At 70.8% G+C, this 24,331-nt stretch carries 28 protein-coding genes; 23 read left to right on the top strand and 5 right to left on the bottom strand.

The window, feature by feature from the left end; translation table 11 throughout:
• The first annotated feature begins 14 nt into the window (after positions 1-14).
• The 3 genes from ACYVF7_RS49275 (at position 15) to ACYVF7_RS49265 (ending at position 3,353) form a co-directional block, all read left to right on the top strand.
• Entirely contained in the window at positions 15-1,283 is a 1,269-nt protein-coding gene (locus tag ACYVF7_RS49275) for a ricin-type beta-trefoil lectin domain protein (protein WP_460353439.1), read from the top strand.
• A gap of 44 nt (positions 1,284-1,327) precedes the next feature.
• A complete protein-coding gene (locus ACYVF7_RS49270; RefSeq protein WP_460353436.1) occupies positions 1,328-2,203 on the top strand; it encodes a glycoside hydrolase family 16 protein in 876 nt (291 codons plus the stop codon).
• Between the two features lie 145 nt (positions 2,204-2,348).
• Positions 2,349-3,353, top strand: coding sequence for a quinone oxidoreductase family protein (locus tag ACYVF7_RS49265; RefSeq protein WP_460353433.1), 1,005 nt, complete (start codon positions 2,349-2,351; stop codon positions 3,351-3,353).
• Positions 3,354-3,363: 10 nt separating this feature from the next.
• On the opposite strand, the gene ACYVF7_RS49260 is transcribed toward ACYVF7_RS49265, so the two are convergent.
• Positions 3,364-3,795 carry a MerR family transcriptional regulator gene (locus tag ACYVF7_RS49260; protein ID WP_460353430.1) on the bottom strand — a complete coding sequence of 144 codons (432 nt, stop codon included), beginning with the start codon at positions 3,793-3,795 and terminating at the stop codon, positions 3,364-3,366.
• A 98-nt stretch (positions 3,796-3,893) separates the two neighbouring features.
• On the opposite strand from ACYVF7_RS49260, the gene ACYVF7_RS49255 reads away from it, so the two are divergent.
• On the top strand, positions 3,894-4,679 hold the full coding sequence (locus tag ACYVF7_RS49255) for an amidohydrolase family protein (protein WP_460353427.1): 786 nt from the start codon (positions 3,894-3,896) through the stop codon (positions 4,677-4,679).
• A 31-nt stretch (positions 4,680-4,710) separates the two neighbouring features.
• Here the strand turns inward: ACYVF7_RS49255 and ACYVF7_RS49250 are convergent, their stop codons facing one another.
• The gene (locus tag ACYVF7_RS49250; RefSeq protein WP_460353424.1) at positions 4,711-4,977 is read right to left on the bottom strand and encodes a mycoredoxin; all 267 of its coding nucleotides are present in this window, start codon (positions 4,975-4,977) and stop codon (positions 4,711-4,713) included.
• A gap of 133 nt (positions 4,978-5,110) precedes the next feature.
• On the opposite strand from ACYVF7_RS49250, the gene ACYVF7_RS49245 reads away from it, so the two are divergent.
• Complete coding sequence (locus ACYVF7_RS49245) at positions 5,111-7,186, top strand: ATP-dependent DNA helicase UvrD2 (RefSeq protein WP_460353422.1); 2,076 nt, start codon at positions 5,111-5,113, stop codon at positions 7,184-7,186.
• 14 nt (positions 7,187-7,200) lie between these two features.
• Complete coding sequence (tesB, locus tag ACYVF7_RS49240) at positions 7,201-8,061, top strand: acyl-CoA thioesterase II (protein WP_460353420.1); 861 nt, start codon at positions 7,201-7,203, stop codon at positions 8,059-8,061.
• 25 nt (positions 8,062-8,086) lie between these two features.
• Here the strand turns inward: tesB and ACYVF7_RS49235 are convergent, their stop codons facing one another.
• Together ACYVF7_RS49235 and ACYVF7_RS49230 are read right to left on the bottom strand one after the other, a co-directional pair.
• Positions 8,087-8,524, bottom strand: a complete 438-nt coding sequence (locus ACYVF7_RS49235; protein ID WP_460353418.1) for a hypothetical protein — start codon at positions 8,522-8,524, stop codon at positions 8,087-8,089.
• Positions 8,525-8,778: 254 nt separating this feature from the next.
• Positions 8,779-8,913, bottom strand: coding sequence for a hypothetical protein (locus ACYVF7_RS49230; RefSeq protein WP_460353415.1), 135 nt, complete (start codon positions 8,911-8,913; stop codon positions 8,779-8,781).
• Between the two features lie 336 nt (positions 8,914-9,249).
• On the opposite strand from ACYVF7_RS49230, the gene ACYVF7_RS49225 reads away from it, so the two are divergent.
• From ACYVF7_RS49225 to ACYVF7_RS49195, 7 genes are all read left to right on the top strand, one after another.
• Entirely contained in the window at positions 9,250-9,393 is a 144-nt protein-coding gene (locus ACYVF7_RS49225) for a hypothetical protein (RefSeq protein ID WP_460353412.1), read from the top strand.
• Positions 9,351-9,680, top strand: a complete 330-nt coding sequence (locus ACYVF7_RS49220) for an SDR family NAD(P)-dependent oxidoreductase (protein WP_460358534.1) — start codon at positions 9,351-9,353, stop codon at positions 9,678-9,680. The genes ACYVF7_RS49225 and ACYVF7_RS49220 overlap by 43 nt, the downstream gene beginning before the upstream one ends.
• Before the next feature lie 81 nt (positions 9,681-9,761).
• Positions 9,762-10,031: a hypothetical protein gene (locus ACYVF7_RS49215; protein WP_460353410.1), complete on the top strand. Its 270-nt coding sequence runs from the start codon at positions 9,762-9,764 to the stop codon at positions 10,029-10,031.
• Complete coding sequence (locus ACYVF7_RS49210; protein ID WP_460353407.1) at positions 10,028-10,351, top strand: type II toxin-antitoxin system PemK/MazF family toxin; 324 nt, start codon at positions 10,028-10,030, stop codon at positions 10,349-10,351. The genes ACYVF7_RS49215 and ACYVF7_RS49210 overlap by 4 nt, the downstream gene beginning before the upstream one ends.
• Before the next feature lie 67 nt (positions 10,352-10,418).
• Positions 10,419-11,237 carry a TrmH family RNA methyltransferase gene (locus tag ACYVF7_RS49205; protein ID WP_460353404.1) on the top strand — a complete coding sequence of 273 codons (819 nt, stop codon included), beginning with the start codon at positions 10,419-10,421 and terminating at the stop codon, positions 11,235-11,237.
• A gap of 492 nt (positions 11,238-11,729) precedes the next feature.
• Positions 11,730-12,008, top strand: coding sequence for a WhiB family transcriptional regulator (locus ACYVF7_RS49200; RefSeq protein ID WP_460358531.1), 279 nt, complete (start codon positions 11,730-11,732; stop codon positions 12,006-12,008).
• A gap of 44 nt (positions 12,009-12,052) precedes the next feature.
• Positions 12,053-12,211 (top strand): hypothetical protein, encoded by a 159-nt coding sequence (locus ACYVF7_RS49195; RefSeq protein WP_460353401.1) that lies wholly within the window; start codon positions 12,053-12,055, stop codon positions 12,209-12,211.
• Between the two features lie 344 nt (positions 12,212-12,555).
• Here the strand turns inward: ACYVF7_RS49195 and ACYVF7_RS49190 are convergent, their stop codons facing one another.
• Positions 12,556-13,899 (bottom strand): ABC1 kinase family protein, encoded by a 1,344-nt coding sequence (locus ACYVF7_RS49190; protein ID WP_460353399.1) that lies wholly within the window; start codon positions 13,897-13,899, stop codon positions 12,556-12,558.
• A 434-nt stretch (positions 13,900-14,333) separates the two neighbouring features.
• Here ACYVF7_RS49190 and ACYVF7_RS49185 point away from each other — a divergent pair, with 434 nt between their 5' ends.
• From ACYVF7_RS49185 to ACYVF7_RS49140, 10 genes are all read left to right on the top strand, one after another.
• Positions 14,334-14,885 carry a M48 metallopeptidase family protein gene (locus ACYVF7_RS49185; RefSeq protein WP_460358529.1) on the top strand — a complete coding sequence of 184 codons (552 nt, stop codon included), beginning with the start codon at positions 14,334-14,336 and terminating at the stop codon, positions 14,883-14,885.
• 172 nt (positions 14,886-15,057) lie between these two features.
• On the top strand, positions 15,058-15,648 hold the full coding sequence (locus tag ACYVF7_RS49180) for a glycosyltransferase family protein (RefSeq protein ID WP_460353396.1): 591 nt from the start codon (positions 15,058-15,060) through the stop codon (positions 15,646-15,648).
• Positions 15,649-15,788: 140 nt separating this feature from the next.
• Positions 15,789-16,778, top strand: a complete 990-nt coding sequence (locus tag ACYVF7_RS49175; RefSeq protein WP_460353393.1) for a LacI family DNA-binding transcriptional regulator — start codon at positions 15,789-15,791, stop codon at positions 16,776-16,778.
• A gap of 19 nt (positions 16,779-16,797) precedes the next feature.
• Positions 16,798-17,997 (top strand): extracellular solute-binding protein, encoded by a 1,200-nt coding sequence (locus ACYVF7_RS49170; RefSeq protein WP_460353390.1) that lies wholly within the window; start codon positions 16,798-16,800, stop codon positions 17,995-17,997.
• A gap of 40 nt (positions 17,998-18,037) precedes the next feature.
• Positions 18,038-19,123: an ABC transporter ATP-binding protein gene (locus tag ACYVF7_RS49165; protein ID WP_460353388.1), complete on the top strand. Its 1,086-nt coding sequence runs from the start codon at positions 18,038-18,040 to the stop codon at positions 19,121-19,123.
• Positions 19,124-20,044: an ABC transporter permease gene (locus ACYVF7_RS49160; protein WP_460353386.1), complete on the top strand. Its 921-nt coding sequence runs from the start codon at positions 19,124-19,126 to the stop codon at positions 20,042-20,044.
• 121 nt (positions 20,045-20,165) lie between these two features.
• Complete coding sequence (locus tag ACYVF7_RS49155) at positions 20,166-21,044, top strand: ABC transporter permease (protein WP_460353383.1); 879 nt, start codon at positions 20,166-20,168, stop codon at positions 21,042-21,044.
• Positions 21,041-21,781: a 5-deoxy-glucuronate isomerase gene (locus ACYVF7_RS49150; protein ID WP_460353381.1), complete on the top strand. Its 741-nt coding sequence runs from the start codon at positions 21,041-21,043 to the stop codon at positions 21,779-21,781. The genes ACYVF7_RS49155 and ACYVF7_RS49150 overlap by 4 nt, the downstream gene beginning before the upstream one ends.
• Positions 21,782-21,812: 31 nt before the next feature.
• Positions 21,813-22,973 carry a UxaA family hydrolase gene (locus tag ACYVF7_RS49145; protein ID WP_460353378.1) on the top strand — a complete coding sequence of 387 codons (1,161 nt, stop codon included), beginning with the start codon at positions 21,813-21,815 and terminating at the stop codon, positions 22,971-22,973.
• The gene (locus ACYVF7_RS49140; protein WP_460353375.1) at positions 22,970-24,331 is read left to right on the top strand and encodes a mannitol dehydrogenase family protein; all 1,362 of its coding nucleotides are present in this window, start codon (positions 22,970-22,972) and stop codon (positions 24,329-24,331) included. Before ACYVF7_RS49145 ends, ACYVF7_RS49140 begins: the two co-directional genes overlap by 4 nt.

Genomic DNA, 24,331 nt, shown 5'->3' with positions numbered 1-24,331 from the left:
GAAAAGGAGAAGCGATGTCCCCGTCACCCCGCCGACGACGGACCGGGCGGTTGCTCCTGGCCGCACTGGCGCTCGCCGGATTGGGCAGCACCGCGACCGTGGTCGCGGGCGGCTCCCACTCGACGGCCCTGAGAGCCGCCGCGGCCGCCACCACCACCTTCAGCGACGACTTCGACGGCGCCGCCGGATCGGGCGTCGACTCGAGCAAGTGGCGCCCCGAGACCGGCGACAACGTCAACAACCACGAGCGGGAGTACTACACCAGCGGCACGCACAACGCCGCCCTCGACGGGCAGGGCCACCTGGTCATCACGGCCCGCAAGGACAACCCGGGCGGCTACAACTGCTGGTACGGGACCTGCCAGTACACCTCGGCCCGGCTGTCGACCGCGTCCACGTTCACCCAGGCCTACGGCCACTTCGAGACCCGGATGAAGATCCCGCAGGGCCAGGGCATGTGGCCCGCCTTCTGGATGCTCGGCAACGACATCGGCAGCGTCGGCTGGCCGAACAGCGGCGAGATCGACGTCATGGAGAACGTCGGGTTCGAGCCCGGCACCGTGCACGGCACCATCCACGGGCCGGGCTACTCCGGCTCGAACGGCATCGGCGCGGGATACACGCTGCCGGGCGGCGCGCACTTCTACGACGACTTCCACACCTTCGCGGTGGACTGGTCGCCGAATTCCATCCAGTGGTCCGTCGACGGAAACGTCTACGAGACCCGGACGCCCGCCGATCTGAACGGCAATCGCTGGGTGTTCGACCACCCCTTCTACATCATCCTCAACCTCGCCGTGGGCGGTTACTGGCCGGGCGACCCGGACGGCAGCACGCCCTTCCCGGCGCAGCTCGTCGTCGACTACGTGCACGTCACGACGAGCAACACCGGCGGCGGGACCGGCGGTCAGATCACCGGCTACGGCGGCAAGTGCGTGGACGTGGCGGGCGCGAACAGCGCGAACGGCACGGCGGTGCAGTTGTACGACTGCAACGGCACGACGGCGCAGCAGTGGACGGTCGGCTCGGACCAGACCCTGCGGGCCCTGGGCAAGTGCATGGACGTGACCGCCGCCGGTACCGCCAACGGCACGCAGGTGCAGCTGTACGACTGCAACGGCACGGGCGCGCAGAAGTGGCAGGCGGGCTCGAACGGCTCGCTGGTGAACACGAACTCCGGGCGCTGCCTGGACGCCACGGGCCCGAGTTCGGCCAACGGCACGCGGCTGCAGATCTGGGACTGCGCGGGCAGCGCCAACCAGAAGTGGACCCTCCCGAGCTGACCCGGCATTCCATTCGGCCGCTCCCCACCACGAAAGGGAAATTGATGTCCTTGTCATCCCGCCGGCTCAGGCCGGGCCGGCTGCTGCTGGCAGCCCTGCTCGTCACCGGCGTGGGCGCAACCGCCGCCGTGACCGCGGGCGGCGGCCACGCCGCGATCGTCCCGGCCGCGGCGAAGGCCGCCACCGCCACCTTCACCGACGACTTCAACGGCGCCTCCGGTTCGGCCGTCAACTCGAGCAGGTGGCGGCCGGAGACCGGCGACAACGTCAACAACCACGAGCGGGAGTACTACACGAGCGGCACGCACAACGCCGCTCTGGACGGCCAGGGCCACCTGGTCATCACCGCTCGCAAGGACAACCCGAGCGGGTACAAATGCTGGTACGGGACCTGCCAGTACACCTCGGCCCGGCTGTCGACCGCCTCCACCTTCACCCAGAAGTACGGTCACTTCGAGACGAGGATGAAGATCCCGCAGGGTCAGGGCATGTGGCCCGCCTTCTGGATGCTCGGTAACAACATCGGAAGCGTCGGCTGGCCGAACAGCGGCGAGATCGACATCATGGAGAACGTCGGGTTCGAACCTGGCACCGTGCACGGCACCATCCACGGGCCGGGCTACTCCGGCTCGAACGGCATCGGCGCCGGGTACACCCTCCCGGGCGGGGCGCACTTCTACGACAACTTCCACACCTTCGCCGTCGACTGGTCGCCGAACTCGATCAAGTGGTCGGTCGACGGCCACGTCTACGAGACCCGCACGCCGTCCGACCTGCACGGCAACCGCTGGGTGTTCGACCACCCGTTCTACATCATCCTCAACCTCGCCGTGGGCGGCTACTGGCCGGGCGACCCGAACGGCAGCACCCCGTTCCCGGCGAAGCTCGTCGTCGACTACGTGCACGTCACGACGAGCTGAGCGCCACCAGCCTCGGGACCGCCCGAGGCGGCTCCGGAGCGGGGGTTCTGGAGCTGAGACTCGCCTCTCTTCACGCGGGGAGGACGGCACCGGGCGTGCCGTCCTCCCCGTCCGGGTATGAGGGACTTTCGGGGGGACGACACACGTGAAGGCGGCGCGCGCTTATCCGATCACCGCGCACACGACGGATGTGCGGATCGAGCAGGTGGAGATACCGGCCCCCGGCCCGGGCGAGGTCCTCGTCCAGATCACCGCGGCGGGCGTGACACCGCTGGACCACTCCGTGGCGGCGGGCGGTCCCTCCACGGTGGGGCTGCTGCCGCTCACGCTGGGCGGTGAGGGCGCCGGCCTCGTCGTCGCCGACCCCGGCGGGCGCTGGCCGGCCGGCACGCGGGTGATGTTCTTCGCCGGGGACGGCGGCGTCACCGCCGACGGGACGATGGCCGAGTTCGCCGTGGTGCCGGCCCGGAACCTGGCCGCGATCCCGGTCAGCGTGTCCGACGAGGTGGCGGCGGCCGTCCCGATCGCGTACCTCACCGGCCTGCTCGCCCTGCGGACGGGCGCCTTCGAACCCGGCGATTCCGTCTTCGCGCCGGGCGTCGGCGGCAGCGTCGGCAACGCGACCGTCCAGCTGGCGCGGGCGCTCGGGGCCGGCGCCGTCGCGGGCGGTGTGGGAACGACGGCCAAGGCGAAGGCGATCCGCACGGCGCCGTGGGCCCGGGGGATCGAGGTCGTCGACCTGGAGCAGGACCGGCTGCGGGACGGGCTCGGCGACGGGTTCGCCGCGGGCGCCGACGTGGCCGTCGACGGCGTCGGCGGCCACGTGACCGCGCAGATCGCGGCGGCCATGGCGCCGGGCGGTCACCTGGTCCTGGTCGGCTGTTCGGGCGGCCGCAGCACCGAGCTGCCGCTCGAAGAGATCATCGAGCGTCGCACCACGCTGCACGGGTTCTCGCTGCGCGCCGCGACGTCCGCGCAGGCGAGGGCCGCCTGGATCGAGATCACCGAACTGCTGGTGGCCGGGCGGATCAGCCCGGTCATCGATTCGATCTACCCACTGGAGGCGGTGGGGGAGGCGCTGCGCCACCTGGTCGAGGACCGCCCCGTCGGGAAGGTCGTCATCACCGGTCTGTCCACGCCCCGGCGCTGACGACGCGGTCTCAGGCGGTCGTCACCGGGCGTTCGTCCGGACCGCCGAGCGAGGCCTCGGTCGGCGTCACGGGGCGTTCGCCCGGCCCGTTGAGCGAGGCCTCGGTCGCGGCGATCGTCCGGCGCAGCAGCGTCTGCGCGGCGGCGATCTCGGCGGAACGCCGATCGAGGGCGTCCAGCTGCTTCCGGAGGGCGTTCAGGACGCCGGGGCACGGCGCGACCGTGGCCTCGGCCGTCGTGCAGGGGAGGACCTGGCGGATGACGCGGGTCGGCAGTCCCGCCGCCAGGAGCGCCCGTATCCGCCCGACCGTCTCGACGGCCGTCCCGTCATAGACGCGGTAGCCGTTCGGCCCGCGCTCCGGGCGGAGCAGCCCCACTCGCTCGTAGTAGCGGAGCAGGCGTTCGCTCGTCCCGGTCCGCGCGGCCAGCTCCCCGATGAGCACGGTGCCCGTCCCTCCGGCTTGACCTTCCAACTGTGTCAGGGGGCAACAGTGGGCGCACCGGCCGCATTCCGGCGGCCGGCGCCGGAAGGAGGCCGAAATTGATCATCGACGCCCACAGCCATGTGCACGACCCGGTGGCAGGACACCTTCGCCTACTGGACGACGCGGGAGCGGACCGTACGGTTCTCTTCCCCACCCGGCCGCACCCCGAGCGGGCCACCGACCTGGACTCGCTCCGCCGGGAGATGAGCGTGCTCGAACGGGCCCTGGACGGACGCGGTACGAGCGGCGACGGTCACGCCACGGCGTGGCGGGAGCTGGACGACGCCCTGGCCGCCCATCCGGACCGGTTCATCGGCTTCGGCTCCGTGCCGCTGCACCTTCCCGAGAATGAGATCGGCGCGTTCGTCGAGCGGGAGATCGCGGGGCGCGGACTGCGCGGTGTCGGGGAGCTCACCCCGCCTCCCGGCGAGGCCGCCCGGGTGGAGCCGGTGCTCGCCGCGGCGCACGACCACGGCGACCTGCCCGTCGTCGTGCACGGGTTCGCCCCGACGACGGCGGAGGACCTGCGCGCGCTCGCCGTACTGGCGGCACGCCATCCCTCGGTGCCGCTGATCGTGAGTCAGCTCGGCGGTCTCCACTGGATGACGGCGATCGAACTCGTACGGGAGACGCCGAACATGTACCTGGAGCTGTCCACCGCGCCCATCGTCTTCGCCGTACGACTGGCCGTCCAGGAGCTTCCGGAGCGCACGCTCTTCGGCTCGGACGCGCCGTACGGCGACCCGGTGCTCGCACGCGCCACCGTGGAGCGCGTCACCGCCCCCGGCCAGGTACGGGACCTGGTCTTGGGCGGAAACCTCGCCCGGCTCCTGGGCCTCTGAGCGGAACGACTCAGAGAGATGACAGCGAGGCTCAGAGAGCGGCGATGGCGGCCAGGCGCTTCTTGACCTCCTTGGCCGACGGGTTGGTCACCGCCGTGCCGTCGGGGAAGACCACGGTCGGAACCGTCTGGTTTCCGCCGTTGACCTTCATGACGAACTCGGCCGCCGCCGGGTCGCGCTCGATGTCGACCTCGACCATGTGGATGCCCTCGCGGGCCAGCTGAGTCTTGAGCCGACGGCAGAAGGCGCACCACGTGGTGGTGTACATCGTCAGCTCACCCGTCACGGGCGCGGTCATGGCTCTCCTAGTCCTGGGTCGACGGCGATCAGCAGTGCCAACACCCGGCCCCCGAACCGCATTCCCGGGCCGCCGGGTCGGCCACGGCCGGGTGCCGGTCCTGCGAGGATGGAGGGGAGTGACAGGAGGGGCGATGGAGGCCGAGCAGATTCTCGCCGGGCTCGACCCGGACCAGCGCGCGGTCGCCGAGGCGACCCGGGGGCCGGTGTGCGTGCTGGCCGGCGCGGGCACCGGCAAGACCCGCGCGATCACCCACCGGATCGCGTACGCGGTGCTGACCGGCGTCATCGCCCCGCAGCGGGTGCTGGCCGTGACCTTCACCACCCGCGCCGCCGGCGAGCTGCGCGGGCGGCTTCGGCAGCTCGGCGCGCCGGGCGTGCAGGCCCGTACGTTCCACTCGGCGGCGCTCAAACAGCTCTCCTACTTCTGGCCGAAGGTGATCGGCGGGGAGCCGCCCACGCTCATCGAGTCGAAGTTCGGCCTGGTCATGGAGGCGGCGCGGGCCTTGCGCCTGTCCCTCGGCCGTACGGAGCTGCGCGACGCCGCCGCCGAGATCGAGTGGGCGAAGGTCACCCAGACCCGGCCGGAGGACTATCCGGCCTCGGCGGCCAAGGCCGGGCGCACCCCGCCCACCGAGGCGCCGGACTTCGCCCGGCTCTACGAGGCGTATGAGGAGCTCCGGCGCGAGCGCAACCTGCTCGACTTCGAGGGCATGCTGGAGCTGACCGCCGCGATGCTCACCGAGCATCAGGAGGTCGCGAACCAGGTGCGCGACCAGTACCGCTACTTCGTCGTCGACGAGTTCCAGGACGTCAACCCGCTGCAGAAGCTCCTGCTGGATGTCTGGCTGGGCGAGCGCGACGAGATCTGCGTCGTCGGCGACCCGAACCAGACGATCTACTCCTTCACCGGCGCCAGCCCCGCGTACCTCCTGCGGTTCACGGTCGAGCACCCCGAGGCGAAGGTCGTCAAGCTGGTCCGCGACTACCGGTCGACGCCGCAGGTGGTGCACCTCGCCAACGGCGTGCTCGCGCAGGCGCGGGGAGAGGCGCGCAAGCACCGCCTGGAGCTGGTCGCGCAGCGGCCCGACGGCCCGGAGCCGACCTTCCACGAGTACGACGACGAGGTCGCCGAGGCCGAGGCCGTCGCCAAGCGGGCGCGGGCGCTCATCGAGGAGGGCGTGCCCGCCCGCGAGATCGCGGTGCTGTTCCGCATCAACGCCCAGTCCGAGCCGTACGAGCAGGCGTTCGCCGACGCCGGCGTGCCGTACGTCCTCAAGGGCGCGGAGCGGTTCTTCGAACGCGCCGAGGTCCGCCAGGCGGTGGTGCTCCTGCGCGGCGCCGCCCGGTCCGTGAACGACGGCGAGCCCCTCGTACGGGCCGTGCGCGACGTGCTGGCCTCCGCCGGGCTCACCGACCGGCCGCCGGAGGGACGCGGCGCGGCGCGGGAGCGCTGGGAGTCCCTCGCCGCGCTCGGACAGCTCGCCGAGGACGTCGCCGCCGACCGGCCGGGAGCGGGCCTGCCGGAGTTCGTCACCGAGCTGGAAGAACGCGCGAACGCCCAGCACGCCCCGGCCCTGGAGGGCGTGACGCTGGCCACACTGCACACCGCGAAGGGCCTGGAGTGGGACGCGGTGTTCCTCGCAGGCCTGGTCGAGGGCACACTGCCGATCATCTACGCGGAGAAGAGCCCGGAGCAGATCGAGGAGGAGCGCCGGCTGCTGTACGTCGGCGTGACGCGGGCGCGCGAGCACCTCGCCCTGTCCTGGGCGCTGGCCCGGTCGCCGGGCGGCCGCAAGGGACGCCGCCGGTCGCGCTTCCTCGACGGCCTCGCCCCGCAGAGCGCCGGCCCGCCCCGCGTCGACCGGTCCAAGCGCCGGCCCCCGGCCACGGGACCGCAGCCGTGCCGGATCTGCGGACGCCCGCTCACCGCCGCGATCGAGCGCAAGCTGGGCCGCTGCGAGACCTGCCCGGCCGACTACGATGAAGATCTGCTCACCCGCATGAAGGAGTGGCGCCTGACGGCGTCCAAGGAGCAGAAGGTCCCCGCCTACGTCGTCTTCACCGACGCCACCCTGCAGGCCATCGCCGAGCGCGCCCCCGCGACCGAGTCGGAACTGGCCGCCATCCCCGGCGTCGGGGCCGTCAAACTGGACCGTTACGGTTCGGCCGTTCTCGCCCTGTGCCGGGGCGAGACGCTGGAAGCCTGAGGAGTAAGGAAGCGATGAACGCCGCGCTGAAGGAGCTGCTCGACCTGCTCGACCTCGAGCAGATCGAGGTCAACATCTTCCGCGGGCGCAGCCCGGAGGAACGCCAGCAGCGGGTGTTCGGCGGACAGGTCGCCGGCCAGGCGCTGGTCGCCGCCGGCCGCACCGTCCCCGACGACCGTCACGTGCACTCGCTGCACGCCTACTTCATCCGCCCCGGGGACCCGAGCGTGCCGATCGTCTACACCGTCGAGCGCGTCCGCGACGGCCGGTCGTTCACCACCCGCCGCGTCACCGCGATCCAGCACGGCAAGACCATCTTCACCCTGTCGGCGTCGTTCCAGATCACCGAGGACGGCCCGTCACACCAGGCGCCGATGCCGGAGGTGCCCGAGCCGGAGTCGCTGCCGACGTTCCAGGAGCGGATGGAGCGGTTGTTCGGCAAGCTCGACAACGAGTTCCTGCGCAAGCGGCCCATCGACCTGCGGCACGTGACGCCGCTGACCTGGGAGGCCGCCCGCGACCCGGAGCTGATGGGCCCCGAGTCGCTGGTCTGGCTCCGCGTGGCGGGCGAACTGCCCGACGACCCGCTGCTGCACGTCTGCCTGATGACGTACGCCTCGGACATGACGCTGCTGGACACCGTGCTGCTCAACCACGGCCTGGCCTGGGGCGACCGCAAGACCATGGGCGCGAGCCTGGACCACGCGATGTGGTTCCACCGGCCGTTCCGCGCCGACCGGTGGCTGCTGTACGCCCAGGACACCCCGAACGCCTCCGGCGCCCGCGGCCTGGCCCGCGGCCAGGTCTTCACCCAGGACGGCGAACTCGTCGTCTCCGTCGTCCAGGAGGGCCTCGTTCGCGTCACCGAATCCTGAACCCGAAGACGGACCCCGCGAAGGGTCAGGAATACGCTTCGCCGCGGATTACGCCGTTGCCCTTCCATGCCTGGACGCGGAAACAGGTGTTGACAGCGTACGTCGCGGCCCTCCCGTTGTGCTTGACACCCGCGTACTGTCCCGGCGACCGCGGCGGCTTTAGCCAGTCGCTCATTTCCTTGTGTTTTTTGTCGCAGCTGACGACGCGCAGCTTAACCGGGGGACCGCTGCGACTGTTCAGGGAGATGTGGCCCTTGCGGCCATGATCCTCACCATCGTTATGCACGTGGAAGGTGCGGGGGGTCGTCGCGTTCGAATGCGGTTTGAGCCGCAGTGCGATCGTCGCGTAGACGGGATCGCCGCTCGCCGGAGCCTGGGCGGCCTGGAGGGAGGCGGCAGGCACCGCGTTCGCGGCGCCTGCCGGAATCACTGTGGCGGCGATGGCGGCGGCCGCTATCGCCATTGTAGTCCTCGTCATCGGGAAACCCTCTCTTGGCGCGAAACATGCCGCTCGGAATAAGGCGGTCATGATCGCGGAAATTAACGACGGGCCAAGACTCGGCTGAAAAACCGATCACGTCAATGAGGCCTGCGGCTTAATCGCAGCCGCCCGACCTGGGACCTGAGGACCGATGCGCGAGGCCCGCGGTAGCGGGCCTGGTGCGCATGACCAGGCCCGCCCCCCGGGGACATTCGCCAGGACCGGCCTTTCCTCGGTCAGCCGCCCATCTTCATGCCGATGTTGGCCGCGAAGGTCCCCCACGTCTTGTTGGCGGCCCACTTGTTGATCTTGTCCGGCACCGTCGGGTGGGTGACGTAGCCGCGGACACCGAGGCGATCGAATCGAGCCAAGATCATCTCGGGCCGTGAGTCGGGAACGGTAGGGGCTCGAGAACCATTCCGTCCACCGGCGAATGAGTCCCCAGACCTGCCTTGGACGGCAGGGAGTCGAAGGAAACGGCCGTTGACCTGCTAACGCTCCCCTCACCGGAAGAAATCCTTTTCATGACCGCCTACACCTCCCGCCGGTAATGGCATAGTCATAATTGAAATACTTGCATGCCGGAACACGTGATGACGGAAATTCGCTCTGTCAATGAGTCCTGCGGCTTAATCACGGCCGCCCGAGCCGGGACCTGAGGACCAATGCGCGGTCCCGGCGGCCGCTGGCGTACGGTTGGGCTTCTGATGCGGATCACGACGCGGAACGCGCGGTTTCAGCAGTGGGCGGCGCTGCTCGCCAACCGGACGAAGCGGCAGCGGTCGGGGGAGTTCGTGGTGCGGAGGCGCTGCTTCCGCTGCTACGCGCCGGCGATCATCCGCGCATCGTGAACGTCTCCAGCGAGGCGGCATCGCTGACCGGTATGGGCGCTGGTACGCCCGCTTACACCGCTTCCAAGGCCGCGCTCAATGCGCTGACCCGAATGCTGGCGGCGGAACTACGCGGCGACGGGATCCTGGTCAACGCGATCTGCCCCGGCTGGGTCGCCACCGACATGGGAGGCCCCGGCGGCCGTCCGATCGCCGAGGGCGCCGCCGGGATCGTATGGGCCGTCACTCTCCCCGATGACGGCCCGAGCGGGGGCTTCTTCCGCGACGGCCACCCCCTGCCCTGGTAAGCGCCTCAGTCCGTCGGCGCACCCAGCCGGACGAAGCGGCGGCGGGCGACAGGCGTCCAACAATTGTTGTACGCTGGGTCCATGAGCGTTGGATTCCGTCCCACCGAAGAGGACCTTCGGGTCATCGAAGCCAACCGCCGCACGGATGAGAAGACCAGCGACGTCATCCGCCGCGCGCTGCGGCTGCTGGACCGTGAGGCATGGGAAGAGCGTGCTCGCGCGGACATGCACCGGCTGAGGAACGAAGACCTCTCCGCTGAAGCGGACGCGTGGGAGTACGACGCCGACGGCAACATCCGCATCACTGGCACCGACCTCACCGTTCCGGCGAGGTCGCAGGATCGCGCGTGATCCGAGGCGCGGTCTACCCAGTAGACCTTGGCGATGCCAAACGCGGCCACGAACAACGGGGCCGGCGCCTCGGGCTCGTCATCAGCATCGAGCAGAACGCCTGGTCCACGGTGACCGTTATCCCGACCTCGACGAGCGCCCAGGCGTCGGTCTTCAGGCCGGAGGTCGTCATCGCGGGACGGGATACCAAGATTTTGATCGACCAGGTCCGCACGATCGACGTCGCGTACGTTACCGGCGAACTCGTGGACTATCTCACGCGCGATGACATGGCGCAGGTCGAGCATGGCCTGTCGCGTTACTTCGGCCTTCTGCGCTGACGCCCATCGCCCGTTCCGATGAGCCCGGACCTGGGCCGGGGGTCTGTGGCGTACGGTTGGGCTTCTGATGCGGATCACTACGCGGAACGCGCGGTTTCAGCAGTGGGCGGCGCTGCTCACCAACCGGACGAAGCGGCAGCGGTCGGGGGAGTTCCTGGTGCAGGGCGTCCGGCCGATCACGCTCGCCGTCGAGACCGGGTGGCCGATCCGCGCCCTGCTGTACGCCCAGGGGCGGCGGCTGTCGTCCTGGGCCGAGAAGACGCTGGACGAGACGTCCGCCGAGTGCGTCGAGATGGCGCCGGCGCTGCTGGACGAGCTGGCCGACAAGGAGGACGCGGAGCTGGTCGCGGTCGCCGCGCTGCCGCCGGACGACCTGGCGCGCATCACGCCGGAGGGGCCGGTCGTGGTCTTCGACCGGGCCGCCGAGCCCGGCAACATCGGCACCGTCGTCCGCTCCGCCGACGCGTTCGGCGCCTCGGGTGTCATCGTGACCGGCCACGCCGCCGATCCGTACGATCCGAAGTCCGTGCGGGCCAGCACGGGCTCGCTGTTCGCCCTGCCGGTCGTACGGGCCGCCGCGCCCCGTTCGGTGATCGAGTGGGCGCGGGAGAGCGGGCTGCGCGTCGTCGGGACGGACGAGACCGGCACCGTCGACGTCGGCGATCACGACCTGCGCGGTCCGGTGCTGCTCGTCATCGGCAACGAGACCCGGGGTATGAGCGGCGCCTGGGCTGCGGCCTGCGATGATGTCGTCCGCATCCCGATCGTGGGAGCGGCGAGCTCGCTGAACGCCGCCTCCGCCGCGACGGTGTTCCTCTACGAGGCCGCCCGGCAACGCGGAGTGGCCGCCGAGACGGTGCGAGAAAAAATAAGAAGTCGCAGGTAGAAAATACGTTGCCCCGATCCTGCGGGCGATCGTACGCTTCTCGCGAGCACTTGAACGGCTCCGCTTCGCGGAGCCCCGACGGATGAGTGGAGGTGGCAGTCCGGTGAGTAACACATCGATCTCTTCGACCTGGGCCGCCGCCTGCGCGCGTCCGGCGATGGTGTCCCCCAGCGGTTCCACCGTTGCCGCCGCGTCCCTGCCGAGCCTCGAGTCGATCCGCTATGCGTCCGTCGAATCCGGACGTGTGCGGCCTGGCGGCGTGGATCTGCAGACGTGGCATGTCCTTGGGATGTTCCCGGCTACCCAGACGAATGCCCAGGTCAAGGGCGCTGCCCGTAAGCGCGCCGCAGTGGGTCCGTACCCCTGGAGACCACCGGAGCAATAGCTCCGAGCAGGCCTCCAGGCCGCGGATCCCAACCGGGAACCGCGGCCTTTTTGTTTGGCCAGAACCGACCGAGCCAACGAGACCAAATCAAGAAAGGGGTGGAGACCTTGGAACTCGCGTTCACCGCGTTCACCGCGATCAGCGAGAACCTTGATCTTCCCTGCCGGACCGAGCCTGAGCTGTTCTTCGCCGAGTCGCCGCAGGACGTCGAGCTGGCCAAGGCGCTGTGCGCCGAGTGCCCGATCCGGCGCACCTGCCTCGCCGGTGCCAAGGAGCGCCGGGAGCCCTGGGGCGTCTGGGGTGGGGAGCTGTTCGTACGGGGCGTCGTCGTTCCTCGCAAGCGGCCGCGTGGCCGCCCGCGTAAGAACGCCGTGGTGGCGGCATGACGCTCCGGCCGGAACCTCGCATAGATATGGAGAAAGAGCAGCAGATGAGCTTGCTCAGCATCGAACTGTCCCAGGAACGAATACGGGACGCCGAGCGTGAGGCCACGCGCCGCCGCGACGTCGCCCAGGTCCGCGCCATGCGCAGGGCCCGGCGCGACGAGGCGACCGCGGTCCGCCTCCGGCGTCTCCTGACCACGCGCTGACCGCCTCCCCAACGGGCTGACGCGCCTCCCGAAGAGACGGGCCCCCGGCACCATCACGGCCGGGGGCCCGTCGTCGTCTCGTCACGCGGAGTGTGGCGTGGCTCTCGGACGGCGCGTTCGGCTTTCGCGTGCCTCCCGGATCGGGGATCCTGTGAGGAGAACCGATTGAGGGGGCATGGGGGATGGTCAGCTGTTCATCGTGCGGAGCCACCGCCGAGGCACCACTGGGATGGATGACCGAGGTGACCGAGCGGGGCCCGCGCTACCTGTGCGATCGCTGCAGCCGGGACAACCTCCGCTCGATCGAGGGCCGTCTCGACCCCGTCTACTGGTAGGCCGGGCCCTCAGCTCGCGATCTCGTCGTCGGTGAGGTCGTCGGGGTCGTCGTCGGCGAAGCCGGGCACCCAGGTCAGCGCCTCGTCGCGGAACCTTCCCTCGGCCTCGAGCTGGCACAGCACGCCCGTGCCGGCGGCCACCACGCGGTGGATCAGCACGTACGACGGCGGCAGGTTGAGCTGGCGGACGACGTTGGTCGGGCGCAGGTCCGCGACGCGGGCGGCCTCCTGGCGCAGCCACTCACGGCTGAACTTGAAGGTGTCCTCGATCAGCGGCTCGGCGATCGGGGCGATGAAGGCGTGCAGCGACTCGGGGTCGACCTCGACGCCTTCGCGGATGAAGCCCTCCTCGCGGAGGGCCTTGACGATCTGGTCGACGTCGCCGATCGTGCCGATGCGCATCAGGACGCCGATCCGCCGGTGGAAGCCGCCGGGAAGGTGGTCGACGGCGCCGAAGTCGATGACGCCGAGCCGGCCGTCGTCGAGCAGCCGGAAGTTGCCGGGGTGCGGGTCGGCGTGCAGCAGGCCGCAGCGTGCCGGCCCGGAGAACAGGAAGCGGCAGTACAGCAGGCCCGCGTGGTCGCGCTGCTCCTGCGTGCCGTCGCTGATGATCGCCGACAGCGGTGTGCCGTCGATCCACTCGGTGACGAGCACGTGGCCGGATTGGGCCACGACGTCCGGAATGAGGAAGTCGGGGTCGTCGGCGTACGCCTCCGCGAAGGTCGCCTGCGACTCCGCCTCGATCGTGTAGTCGAGCTCCTCGGCGATCCGTCGTTTCAGCTCGGCCAGCATCGCCTTCACGTCGAGTCCCGGCGCGAGGACGGCGAACAGCTTGCTGAGCCGGGCCAGCTGGTTGAAGTCGCTGAGCAGCGCCTTGCCCGCTCCGGGGTACTGCACCTTGACGGCGACGGTGCGGCCGTCGTGCCAGACGGCCTTGTGCACCTGGCCGATGGAGGCGGCCGCGGCCGGCCGGTCGTCGAACTCGGCGAAGCTGTCGCGCCAGTCCGGGCCCAGCCCCTCGGCCAGCACCCGGTGCACGGTCGCGGCGGGCAGCGGCGGGGCGGCCTCCTGGAGCTTGGTCAGGGTGGCCCGGTAGGGGCTGGCGATCTCGGGTGGCAGCGCGGCCTCGAAGATCGACAGCATCTGGCCGAACTTCATCGCGCCGCCCTTGAGCTCGCCGAGCACCTTGAACAGCTGCTCGGCGGTGCGCTGCTGGATCTCGGTGGCGACGAGCTCGGCGGGGCGGCCGATCGTCCGTTTGCCGAACCCGAGGGCGGTCCGCCCGGCGAAGCCGATGGGGAGGGACGCCAGTTTGGCGGTCCGCGTCACAGCGCGGCGGGGGAGATCGCTCATTGAGTACCTGCTCTCAGCGCATCCGCGAGGCGGCCGTGCAATGCCGGTTCGCTCCGCACGTCACCCTATTCTCGGCGAGGCGCGGCGTGCGTACCACATCGGCAGGCGGCGCATCTCGCGCCGTCCGCCCGGCCGGTCGTACGCGAGGGGTGGTGACCAGCGCAAACGGGTAAGTGTGTGCTTTCTCACGTCGGGCCCGACCGCACGGGGGCGCCCGGCACCCGGCTCCACAGGCTACCGGTCAGGACACTCCGGACCTGTGGAAAACCTGCGCAAAGCCTGTGGATGAGCCTGGGGATCCCCAAATTACGCCGCGTCTACCAGCGAAAACGTGACCCACCCCCTGTGGAGAAATCGAAGTTTTCGGTACGGTGCTTAGCGTGCCCCCCACTGGCGAGATCGAGGTGCGTCGCAGCGCCCGGCGCCGGCGGACCATCACCGCACGCCGAGACGGCGACAAGACCGTCGTGATGGTGCCCGCTGGGCTGAGTGCCGCCGAAGAGCGCGAATGGATCGACACTGTCCTCAAACGCCTGGCCGCTCGCGAGCGGCGCAGGCACCCGAACGACGACGCGCTCTTCGACCGCGCGCGCGAGCTGTCGCGGCGCTACCTCGACGACCGGGCCGTTCCCGCCAGCGTCCGATGGGTGACCAATCAGCGGAGCCGCTGGGGCTCGTGCACCCCGGACGACGGCACCATCCGGCTGTCGGCGCAGCTGCGGGGGATGCCGGGCTGGGTCGTCGACTACGTCCTGCTGCACGAGCTGGCCCACCTGATCGTCCCCGGGCACGGTTCGCCGTTCTGGAAGCTGGTCAACCGCTATCCCCGGACCGAGCGGGCGCGCGGTTACCTCGAGGGGGTGGCCGCCACGGCCGGGCTGCCCCTGATGGACGGCGACCCACCCCGCGACCGGCTCGCCGAGGCCGACGAGGCGGGACGGGGTTTCGACGGAGACCTGCTCCTGGACGGGGGCTCCAGCACGTGACAAGCCGGTTCACCGCCCTCCTGGACGGGGGCTCCAGCACGTGACAAGCCGGTTCACCGCCCTCCTGGACGGGGGCTCCAGCACGTGACAAGCCGGTTCACCGCCCTCCTGGACGGGGGCTCCAGCACGTGACAAGCCGGTTCACCGCCCTCCTGGACGGGGGCTCCAGCACGTGACAAGCCGGTTCACCGCCGTCCTGGCCGGTACGGACGCCGCGGCGCCGCCCGGCGCCGACCCCGACGAATACCGGCTCGCCCTGCTGGAGGACACCTACGAGGTGGTCGCCGGACTGGAGCTCGTCACTCCGGTGCTCGCGCTGACCGCCCCCGATCCGGCGGCGGAGGCCGTGACCTGGCCGGGCACGCCCGTTCTCCGTGTCTCCGGGCTCGAGGAGCTGCTGCGCGCCCTGCACGATCTCGGCGCCGAGCAGGCCGCCGTCGTCGCGCCCGACGCGCCGGACCTGCCGGCCCTGCTTCTCGGCAAGCTGTTCCGTGCCCTCGGCAGCGGGCAGGTCGCCGTCTGCCCGGCGGCGGGCGGCGGGCTGGTCGCGCTGGCGGCCCGGCTGCCGGCGCCGTCCTGGATCGCCGGGATCGGCCTCGACACCCTCGACGCTCCCGCCCGGCTGCGCGCCGCCGCCGGCACCCAGGGCGCCGTACGCTCCGCGCCGGGCTGGCACCGGCTGCGCACACCCGCCGACGTCTCCCTCCTCGACCCCGGCCTGGAGGGCTGGGACAACACGCGGGCGCTCCTCGCGGGTCACTGATCCGATCAACTCGCGGCTCACTGACCCGGGCGCTCGCAGGTCACTGACCCGGTTACGGCTTTATGTCTGGAAAGTTACATTGACCGACTCTGCAAAGGATTGCAGAGTTTCATGCATCCGACCCACCCCAAGGAGTCGCGGTGCCGGTGACCATCCAGGACGTCGCCCGTGAGGCGGGAGTTTCGGTTTCCACCGTCTCCCGGGCCTTCACGGTTCCCGACCTGGTCAAGGACGAGACCCGGCAGCACGTGCTCCACACCGCGGAGCGGCTGGGCTACCGCCCGAACCGCGCCGCCCGGGGACTGATCACCGGCAAGACCGGAAACTTCGGCGTGATCGTTCCTGATCTGTCCAACCCGTTCTTCCCCACCGTGCTGAAGGGCGTCCAGGCCCGGGCCCGCGAGGCGGACTACGCCGTCTTCCTCGCGGACTGCGACGAGAACGCCACCGAGGAGATCGCCCTCGTCCAGGCCATGGCCAAACAGGTCGACGGCGTGATCCTCTGCTCGTCGCGGATGTCACCGAGCCAGCTCGAACGCGTGGTGGGGACGACGTCCCTCGTATTCATCAACCGCCAGGTGCGCGACCACCCGACCGTGCTGATGGGCGCGGCCGGCGGGATGCGCCAGGCCATCGACCATCTCGCGGCGCTCGGGCACCGCAGGGTCGCGTTCCTGAACGGTCCGAAGGCGTCCTGGTCGAACCGGGAGCGCCGGCGCGGCCTGCGCCACAGCGCCCGGCACGACATGGAGATCGTGGAGCTGGGGCCGTTCGCCCCGCGCTTCGAGGCCGGCCCGCATGCGGCCGACCTGGCGATCGCCGAGGGCGTCACCGCGATCATCGCCTTCAACGACCTGCTGGCACTGGGGGTGATGTCCCGGCTGGCCGACCGGGGCGTCTCGGTGCCAGGGGAGATGAGCGTCGTCGGCTTCGATGACATCCCGATGGCGGGCATGGCCACCCCGCCGCTGACCACCGTCGCCATGCAGAACGAACGGGCCGGCCGCGCCGCCGTCGACCTGCTCGTGAACCTCCTGACCGTCTCCGGCGCCGAAGCGGGGGATCTCCGCCGGGAACTCGACTGCCAGCTGATCGTGCGGGCCTCGACCAGCGTCGCCGCCCGATCGTGACCGGAAGGAAAGATCCCTCATGCGCGCTAAGAAGTGGTGCCTCGCGACGGCGTTCGTCCTCGTGGCGGGCGCCTGCGGTTCGCCGAACTCGGGGGGCGCGGCCAAGGATGTCACCCCCGACAAGGTGCCCGACAACCCGAAGAACCCGGTGACCCTCAACATCATCGACGTCGCGGGCAACCTGCAGCTCACCCAGGGGATGATCGACGAGTTCGTCAAGACGCACTCCAAGGTGATCAAGAAGGTCACCTACACGAAGGCCACCGCCCCGGAGCTGCCCGGCAAGATCAAGGCGCAGCAGAGCGCCGGTCAGGTGCAGATCGGCCTGGTCCTCACCGGCACCGACGGCCTGTCCGCCGGCATCGACCAGAACCTGTGGGTCAAGACCGACGACTACTCCAGCCGCATCGGCAACCCGAACTACCAGGCGCCGGCCGCCAAGATGCAGGAGCTGGCGCAGGGGCACGGGATGGAGCTCGTGTACAGCCCGGCCGGCCCGCTCATCGAGTACAACCCGCAGAAGGTTCCCAACCCGCCGACGACGACCCAGGAACTGCTCGCCTGGGCCAAGGCGCACCCGAAGAAGTTCCAGTACGCCCGGCCCGCCAACTCCGGCCCCGGCCGTACGTTCCTGATGGGCCTGCCGTACCTCCTCGGCGACAGCAACCCCAAGGACCCGAAGGCAGGCTGGACCAAGACCTGGGCCTACCTTCAGGACCTCGGCAAGTACGTCGACTACTACCCGTCCAAGACGTCCGAGACGATGACCAACCTGGCCAACGGGTCGGCCGACATGGTCGCCACCATGACCGGCTGGGACATCAACCCGCGGGCGCTCGGCCAGGTGCCGCCGGGCGTCAAGGTCACCTACCTCAAGGGCATGCACTGGGTGAACGACGCGCAGTACGCCGTCATCCCGCGCGGAGTCTCCGCCGACGTCCTCTCCGCGGACATCCAGCTGATCAAGTCGATGCTCACTCCCCAGCAGCAGGCCAAGGCGTACGACACCGGCTACTTCTACCCGGGCCCGGCGGTCAACGGCGTCACGATCTCCATGGCCCCGCCGAAGTCCCAGCAGGTGATCCAGCAGTTCGGCCGACCCGAGTACGACAAGTGGCTCACCCAGTTCCCCATGGAGACGTCGCTGCCCGCCGAGCAGCAGACCGCGGCCTTCGACCAGTGGGACCGGACCGTCGGCGGCGGAAAGGTGCACAAGTGAGCCGGGCGTCCGACCGGCGCGGCACCCGCGAGGAGCGGAAGTGAGCCAGACCAAGATCTCCGAGCTGCGGCTCGACCACGTCACCCGGGAGTTCGGGGGTGTGCGCGCCCTCGACGGGCTCGACCTGACCATCACGGGCGGCGAGTTCGTGGCCCTGCTCGGTCCCTCCGGCTGCGGCAAGTCGACCGCGCTGAACTGCCTGGCCGGGCTGCTGCCGCTGACCGGCGGCGCGATCTCGCTCGACGACCGCCGCATCGACGGCCTGCCGCCGGAGCAGCGCGGGTTCGGCATGGTGTTCCAGAACTACGCGCTGTTCCCGCACATGTCGGTGCGCGGCAACATCGGCTTCGGCCTGCGCATGGCCAAGGTCCCCAAGGCCGACGCGCGCCGCCGCGTCGAGGAGGCTCTCAACCTCGTCCAGCTCACGGAGCACGCCGACAAGTTCCCCGGGCAGCTGTCCGGCGGCCAGCAGCAGCGCGTCGCGATCGCCCGCGCCATCGTCCTCGAGCCGCCGCTCGTGCTGATGGACGAGCCCCTGTCGAACCTCGACGCCAAGCTGCGGCTGGAGATGCGCACCGAGATCAAGCGCATCCACCAGACGCTCGGCCTGACCACCATCTACGTCACGCACGACCAGGAGGAAGCGCTTTCTCTGGCCGACCGGCTCGTCCTGCTCCGCCAGGGCAAGGTGCAGCAGATCGGCTCGCCCGAGCACGTCTACACCGAGCCGGCCAACCGGTTCGTCGCCGGCTTCATGGGCTACCGCAACGAGCTCGAGCTGCCGGTGACGCAGGTCAACGAGAAGACGGTCGTGCTCGGCGGCCTCGGGGACGGCGGGCTCACCGGCGTCCGGCGCGACGACCTCGGCGAACGGGCGGTCGCCGCGATCCGGCCCGAGGACTTCACGGTCGGCGCCGGCCCGAACGCCACCGAGGTCGCCGTCGAGGTCGTGGAGTACCAGGGCCGCGAGCAGGCCATCCAGGCCCGTACGGACGACGGCGTCGAGCTGCACCTGCGGGCCGGGACGCGCCTGGCGCCCGGCGATCGGGTGACGGTGTCGGTGCCGCCGGAGCGGGTGCTGGTGTTCGCCGCCGAGAGCCCGGCGGCGCCCGAGGAGGTGGCGTAGGTGGCGACGGTCGCGCAGCCGCGGATCGCGCTGCGGCACCGGCTCGCCGAGCGCGGCGTCGACCGTACGCTGCTGCTCCTGCTGCCCGCGGTCGTCTTCGTCGTCGCGCTGTTCATCTACCCCTTCGTGTACGGGCTGCAGCTGTCGTTCCAGCCGCAGCCCGGCTCGGAGGCGGTGAGCAAGTACGGGTCCGGGCCACTCGCCGACTACCGGAACTTCTTCGGCGACCCGTACCTCCGCGACACGATCTGGACGACCCTGAAGATCGGCCTGCCGGCGGCGCTGTTCAACGTCCTGGCCTCGGTGCCGATCGCGTACCGGATGCGGGGCAGGTTCCGCGGCAAGCGCACCATCACGACGATCCTCGTCGTGCCGATCACGCTCGGCACGGTGCTCACCGCCGAGGGCCTGCTCGCCTTCATGGGACCGACGGGGTGGCTCAACCGGATCCTCATGGACGTCGGGATCGTCGACCAGCCGGTGCGCCTCACGCACAACTACTGGGGCGTCGTCTTCTCGCTCGTCATCACCGGCTTCCCCTTCGCGTTCCTGCTCACGCTGTCGTACCTCACCGGGATCGACCCGACGCTGGAGCGCGCGGCGGCGACGCTGGGGGCGGGCTGGTGGCAGCGGTTCCGGACCATCACGCTGCCGCTGCTGGCGCCGGGCCTGGCCATCACGTTCTGCCTGTCGTTCGTGCTGGCCTTCTCGGTGTTCCCCTCGGCGATCATGGTCGGTGAGCCCGCGCGGCAGACGCGGGTGATCTCCATCGCCGCGTTCCACGCCGCCTTCGAGCAGTACGACTACTCCATGGCCTCGGCCATCGCGATGATCATGGGTGCCGTCGAGCTGATCGTGATCGGTCTCGTCCTCGGCTGGCGCGCCCGCCTGTACCGCGGAGCGACGGGAGGCAAGGGATGACCACTTTGACCGAGCGGCGAGCCGACGAGCGAGCAGGAGGTCGGGGGTGGGCCCCCGACAGGGGGCTGGAGACCAGCATGTGGACGGCGAGGTACGAGCCGTCCGCGGAGGGAGTGAGGAGGTGAGCGCGACCATCAGCACCGAAGCGCCGCGCGTCGCCGAGGAGAAGGCGCCGAGGCGGGTCGCGCTGCGGCCCGGGGCCTGGATCGTCTGGGGCGCGGTCGTCTTCTTCCTGCTCATCCTGGTCGGCATCGTCGGCTCGGTCGTCGTCAACTCGTTCGGCACCAAGTGGTTCGGCGGCTGGCTGCCGAAGGGCTGGACGCGTCACTGGTACGGCGCGACGTGGAAGGAGTTCGACCTCGGCAGCGTCCTCACGGTGACGCTGGAGGTCGCGATCGCCGTGGTCGTGATCTCGGTCATCGTCGGCGTCCCCGCCGCGTACACGCTGGCCCGCCGGAACTTCCCCGGCAAACGGGTGCTCATGGTCGCGTTCCTGCTGCCGATCCTCATCCCGCCGATCACGTACGGCGTGCCGCTGGCCACCGTGCTCTACAAGTTCCACCTGGCCGGGAAGCTGAGCGGCGTGATCCTGGCCAACCTGGTGCCGGCGGTGCCGTTCGTCATCCTCGTGATGACGCCGTTCATCGAGCAGATCGACCCGAAGATCGAGGCGGCGGCCCGCATGTGCGGCGCCAAGACCTGGGTGATCTTCACGCGGATCCTCGGCCCGCTGCTGATCCCCGGCATGCTCGCCGCGGCGATCCTCGTCCTCGTGCGGACGGTCGGCATGTTCGAGCTGACCTTCCTCACCGCCGGGGCCGACAGCCAGACCCTCGTCGTCGCGCTGTACTACTCGGTCTCGGCGGCGGGCATCCGCGCGCAGCAGGAGATCGACGCGATGGCGGTCATCTACACCCTGTCCATGCTCGTGCTGCTCGTCGCGGCACTGCGTTTCGTCAACCCCACCCAGCTGGTCACCCAGATCAAGGAGAGAGATTGAAGACCCTGCTGACCCCGGGCAAGGACACCGAGCTGATCGGCCTCGACCTGGCCGACCTGGCCGAGGGCGAGACCCTGGAGCTGAACCGCGAGGAGGAGATCGTCGCGGTGGTCCTCACGGGCGTCGTCGACGTCGACGGGCTGGGCACGGCCGGCGGCCGGAGCGGCGTGTTCGACGGGCCGGGCCACACGGTGTACGCCCCGCCGGGACACGCGCTGACGTTCCGGGCGACCGGCGGCCCTGCGCAGCTCGTCATCGCGAGCGCCCCGCTGGGCGACGGCACGCCCGGTCGGGCGCGGATCATCGGCCCGGACGACCAGCAGGTCGACGAGCGCGGTGAGGGCAACTGGTCCCGTACGGTCCGGACGGTCCTCGGCCCGGGCGACGACGCCGGGCGGATGCTGTTCGGGGAGACGATCAACCCGCCGGGGAACTGGTCGAGCTACCCGCCGCACAAGCACGACACCCACGAGCCGCCCCGTGAGGTCAGGCTCGAGGAGGTCTACCTGTTCAAGTTCGAGCCGGGGAACGGCTTCGGCGTGCAGATCCGCTACGACGGCGAGGGCGAGGAGTGCTTCACCGTCCGCGACGGCGACGTCGCCGCGATCCCGGCCGGGTACCACCCGGTCGTCGCCGCCCCGGGCTACTCGATGTGCTACCTGTGGTTCATGGCCGGCGAGGGCCGGCGGATGATCCCCTACCTCGATCCCGAGCACGCCTGGGTGCAGAACGGCTGACGGGATGATGGCTCGGCGTGAGGATGTCGCGGTGGCGCGGGCCGGTGCGGGCCCGCGGGAGCACGCGTCCGGCGAGGCCTCGCCGGCGACCTTCCAGGGGATCGTCCGCCCGGACGGGCGGGTCGGCACCCGGAACCACATCGGCATCCTCACGTCGGTGAACTGTTCCGCGACGGTCGCGAAGATGATCGCGAGCCGGTCGGCGGCCTTCGCGGAGGAGTTCCCGAACGTCGACGGCGTCGTGGCCCTCACGCACGGCACGGGCTGCGGGATGGCCGCCGACGGCGACGGCATCCGGCTGCTGCGGCGCACCCTGAACGGCTACGCCCGGCACCCGAACTTCGCGGCCCTGCTCGTGGTCGGGCTCGGCTGCGAGGTGGCCCAGCTCACCGGGTTCGACCTGCCCGAGGGCACGCCGACGATGACGATCCAGGAGATGGGCGGCACGGCGGCGACCGTACGGCACGGCGTCGAGGTGGTCCGCGAACTGCTGCCCGAGGCGGATCGGGCCGAGCGCACGCCGGTACCCGCTTCGAGACTCGTGCTCGGCCTGGCCGACACCGGCACGGGCGGGCCCGCGAACCCGGCGCTCGGCGCGGCGGCCGACCTGCTCGTCCGGCACGGCGGCACCGCCGTCCTGGCCGGCACGCCGCAGACGCACGGCGCCGAGCACCTGCTGAAGCGCCGCGCCGCCGCACCGGCGGTGGCGGAGCGGCTGGGCGACCGGATCCGCTGGTGGGAGCGGCACGTCGGCCTCCCGTCGCCGAGCGAGCCGGACGCGCCGGAGCGGGCGGTGGCGAAGGGCGGTACGTCGCCGCTGACCGCGGTCTACGAGTACGCCGAGCCCGTGACCGAACGCGGGCTCGTCTTCATGGACACTCCCGGGCAGGTCGCCGTGGCCGCGACCGGGCAGATCGCGGGCGGCGCGACCGTCATGTGCGTCACGACCGGCGGTGGCCCGGCGGACGGCTGCCGGCCGGTGCCCGGCCTGAACCTGGCCGCGACGCCGGAGGCCTACCGCGCGATGGCCGAGGACATGGACCTTGACGTCTCGGCCGGGGAGACCGCGATGATGGGCGAGCGGATCTTCCGGCTGGTGCTGGAGGTCGCCTCGGGCCGCCGGACGGCGGGCGAGGAGCTCGGCCCCGGCGACGAGGAGTTCGCGCCCTGGCAGATCGGGGCGGTGATGTGAGTACCGATCAACTGGAGGACACCATGCGGCTGTCACTGACGACCCGGCCGCGGCAGGTGCCGTCGTCGGTGGGGATCGTGCACCTGGGAATCGGCGCGTTCCACCGGGCGCACCAGGCGGTCTACACCGAGGACGCCGGCGACGGCTGGGGGATCTGCGGCATCACCCAGCGCAGCGCGGCGGTGGCCGACCGGCTCGCCCCGCAGGACGGGCTGTACAGCGTGCTCGAACGCGGCCCCGAGGGCGTGTCGGCGAGGATCATCGGCGCGGTCCGGGAGGTGCTCACCGGCGACGCGACCGCCGACCGGATCGCCGATCCGGAGGTGCGGGTCGTCTCGCTGACCGTGACGGAGAAGGGCTACCGGCACGACCCGGCGACCGGGCGGCTCCGTCTCGACGACCCGGAGATCTGCCTGGACATCACCGGCCGCGAGCCGCGTACGGTCATCGGCCGGCTCGTCCGCGGCCTGGCCCGGCGTGAGGCGCCGGTGACCGTGCTGTGCTGCGACAACCTGACGTCCAACGGGGCGACGCTGCGCGGACTGGTCGAGGAGTACGCCGAGCGGGCGGGCGTGAAGATCACCTGCGACACGGCGTTCCCGGCCACGATGGTGGACCGGATCGTCCCCGCGACCACGGCCGAGGACCTGGACGAGGCCGAGCGCCTCCTCGGGGTCCGCGACGAAGGCGTGGTGGTGACCGAGCCGTTCACGCAGTGGGTGATCGAGGACTCCTTCGCCGCGGGCCGCCCCGCCTGGGAGAAGGCCGGAGCCATCTTCACCGAGGACGTCGCGCCGTACGAGCTGATGAAGCTGCGGCTGCTCAACGGCACGCACTCGATGCTGGCCTACCTCGGCGCGCGGTTCGAGTACGTCTCCGACGCGGTCGACGTGCTCGGCGACGCCCTGCGCCTCTACATGGACGAGGACGCGACCCCGACGCTCACCGTCCCGACCGGGTTCGACCTGGAGGAGTACAAGGCGTCGCTGCTGACGCGCTTCGCCAACCCGGCGCTCAAGCACCGCACGGCGCAGATCGCGATGGACGGCTCGCAGAAGCTCCCGCAGCGCCTGCTCGGCGTCGTCCGCGACCGGCTCGCGGCCGGGGCGGAGCCGCGCTGGGCGGCGCTGGCCGTCGCGGCCTGGATGCGGCACGTCTGGACGGCCAAGCCGCTCGACGACCCGCTCGCCGACCACCTGCGCATGGCCGTCGCTCGCGCGGTGCGGCCGGACGAGGTGGTGGACGCGCTGCTGGGGATCACCGAGGTCTTCGGCCCGGACCTCCGCGAGTCCCGGGTGTTCCGTGACCTGCTGGTCGAGCACCTGGCGTGGCTGACCTCCGGAGCGTCGCCTTACTGA

It is taken from the genome of Actinoallomurus acanthiterrae (genome assembly GCF_054775715.1).
This window is presented reverse-complemented; position numbering and strand designations above follow the sequence as displayed.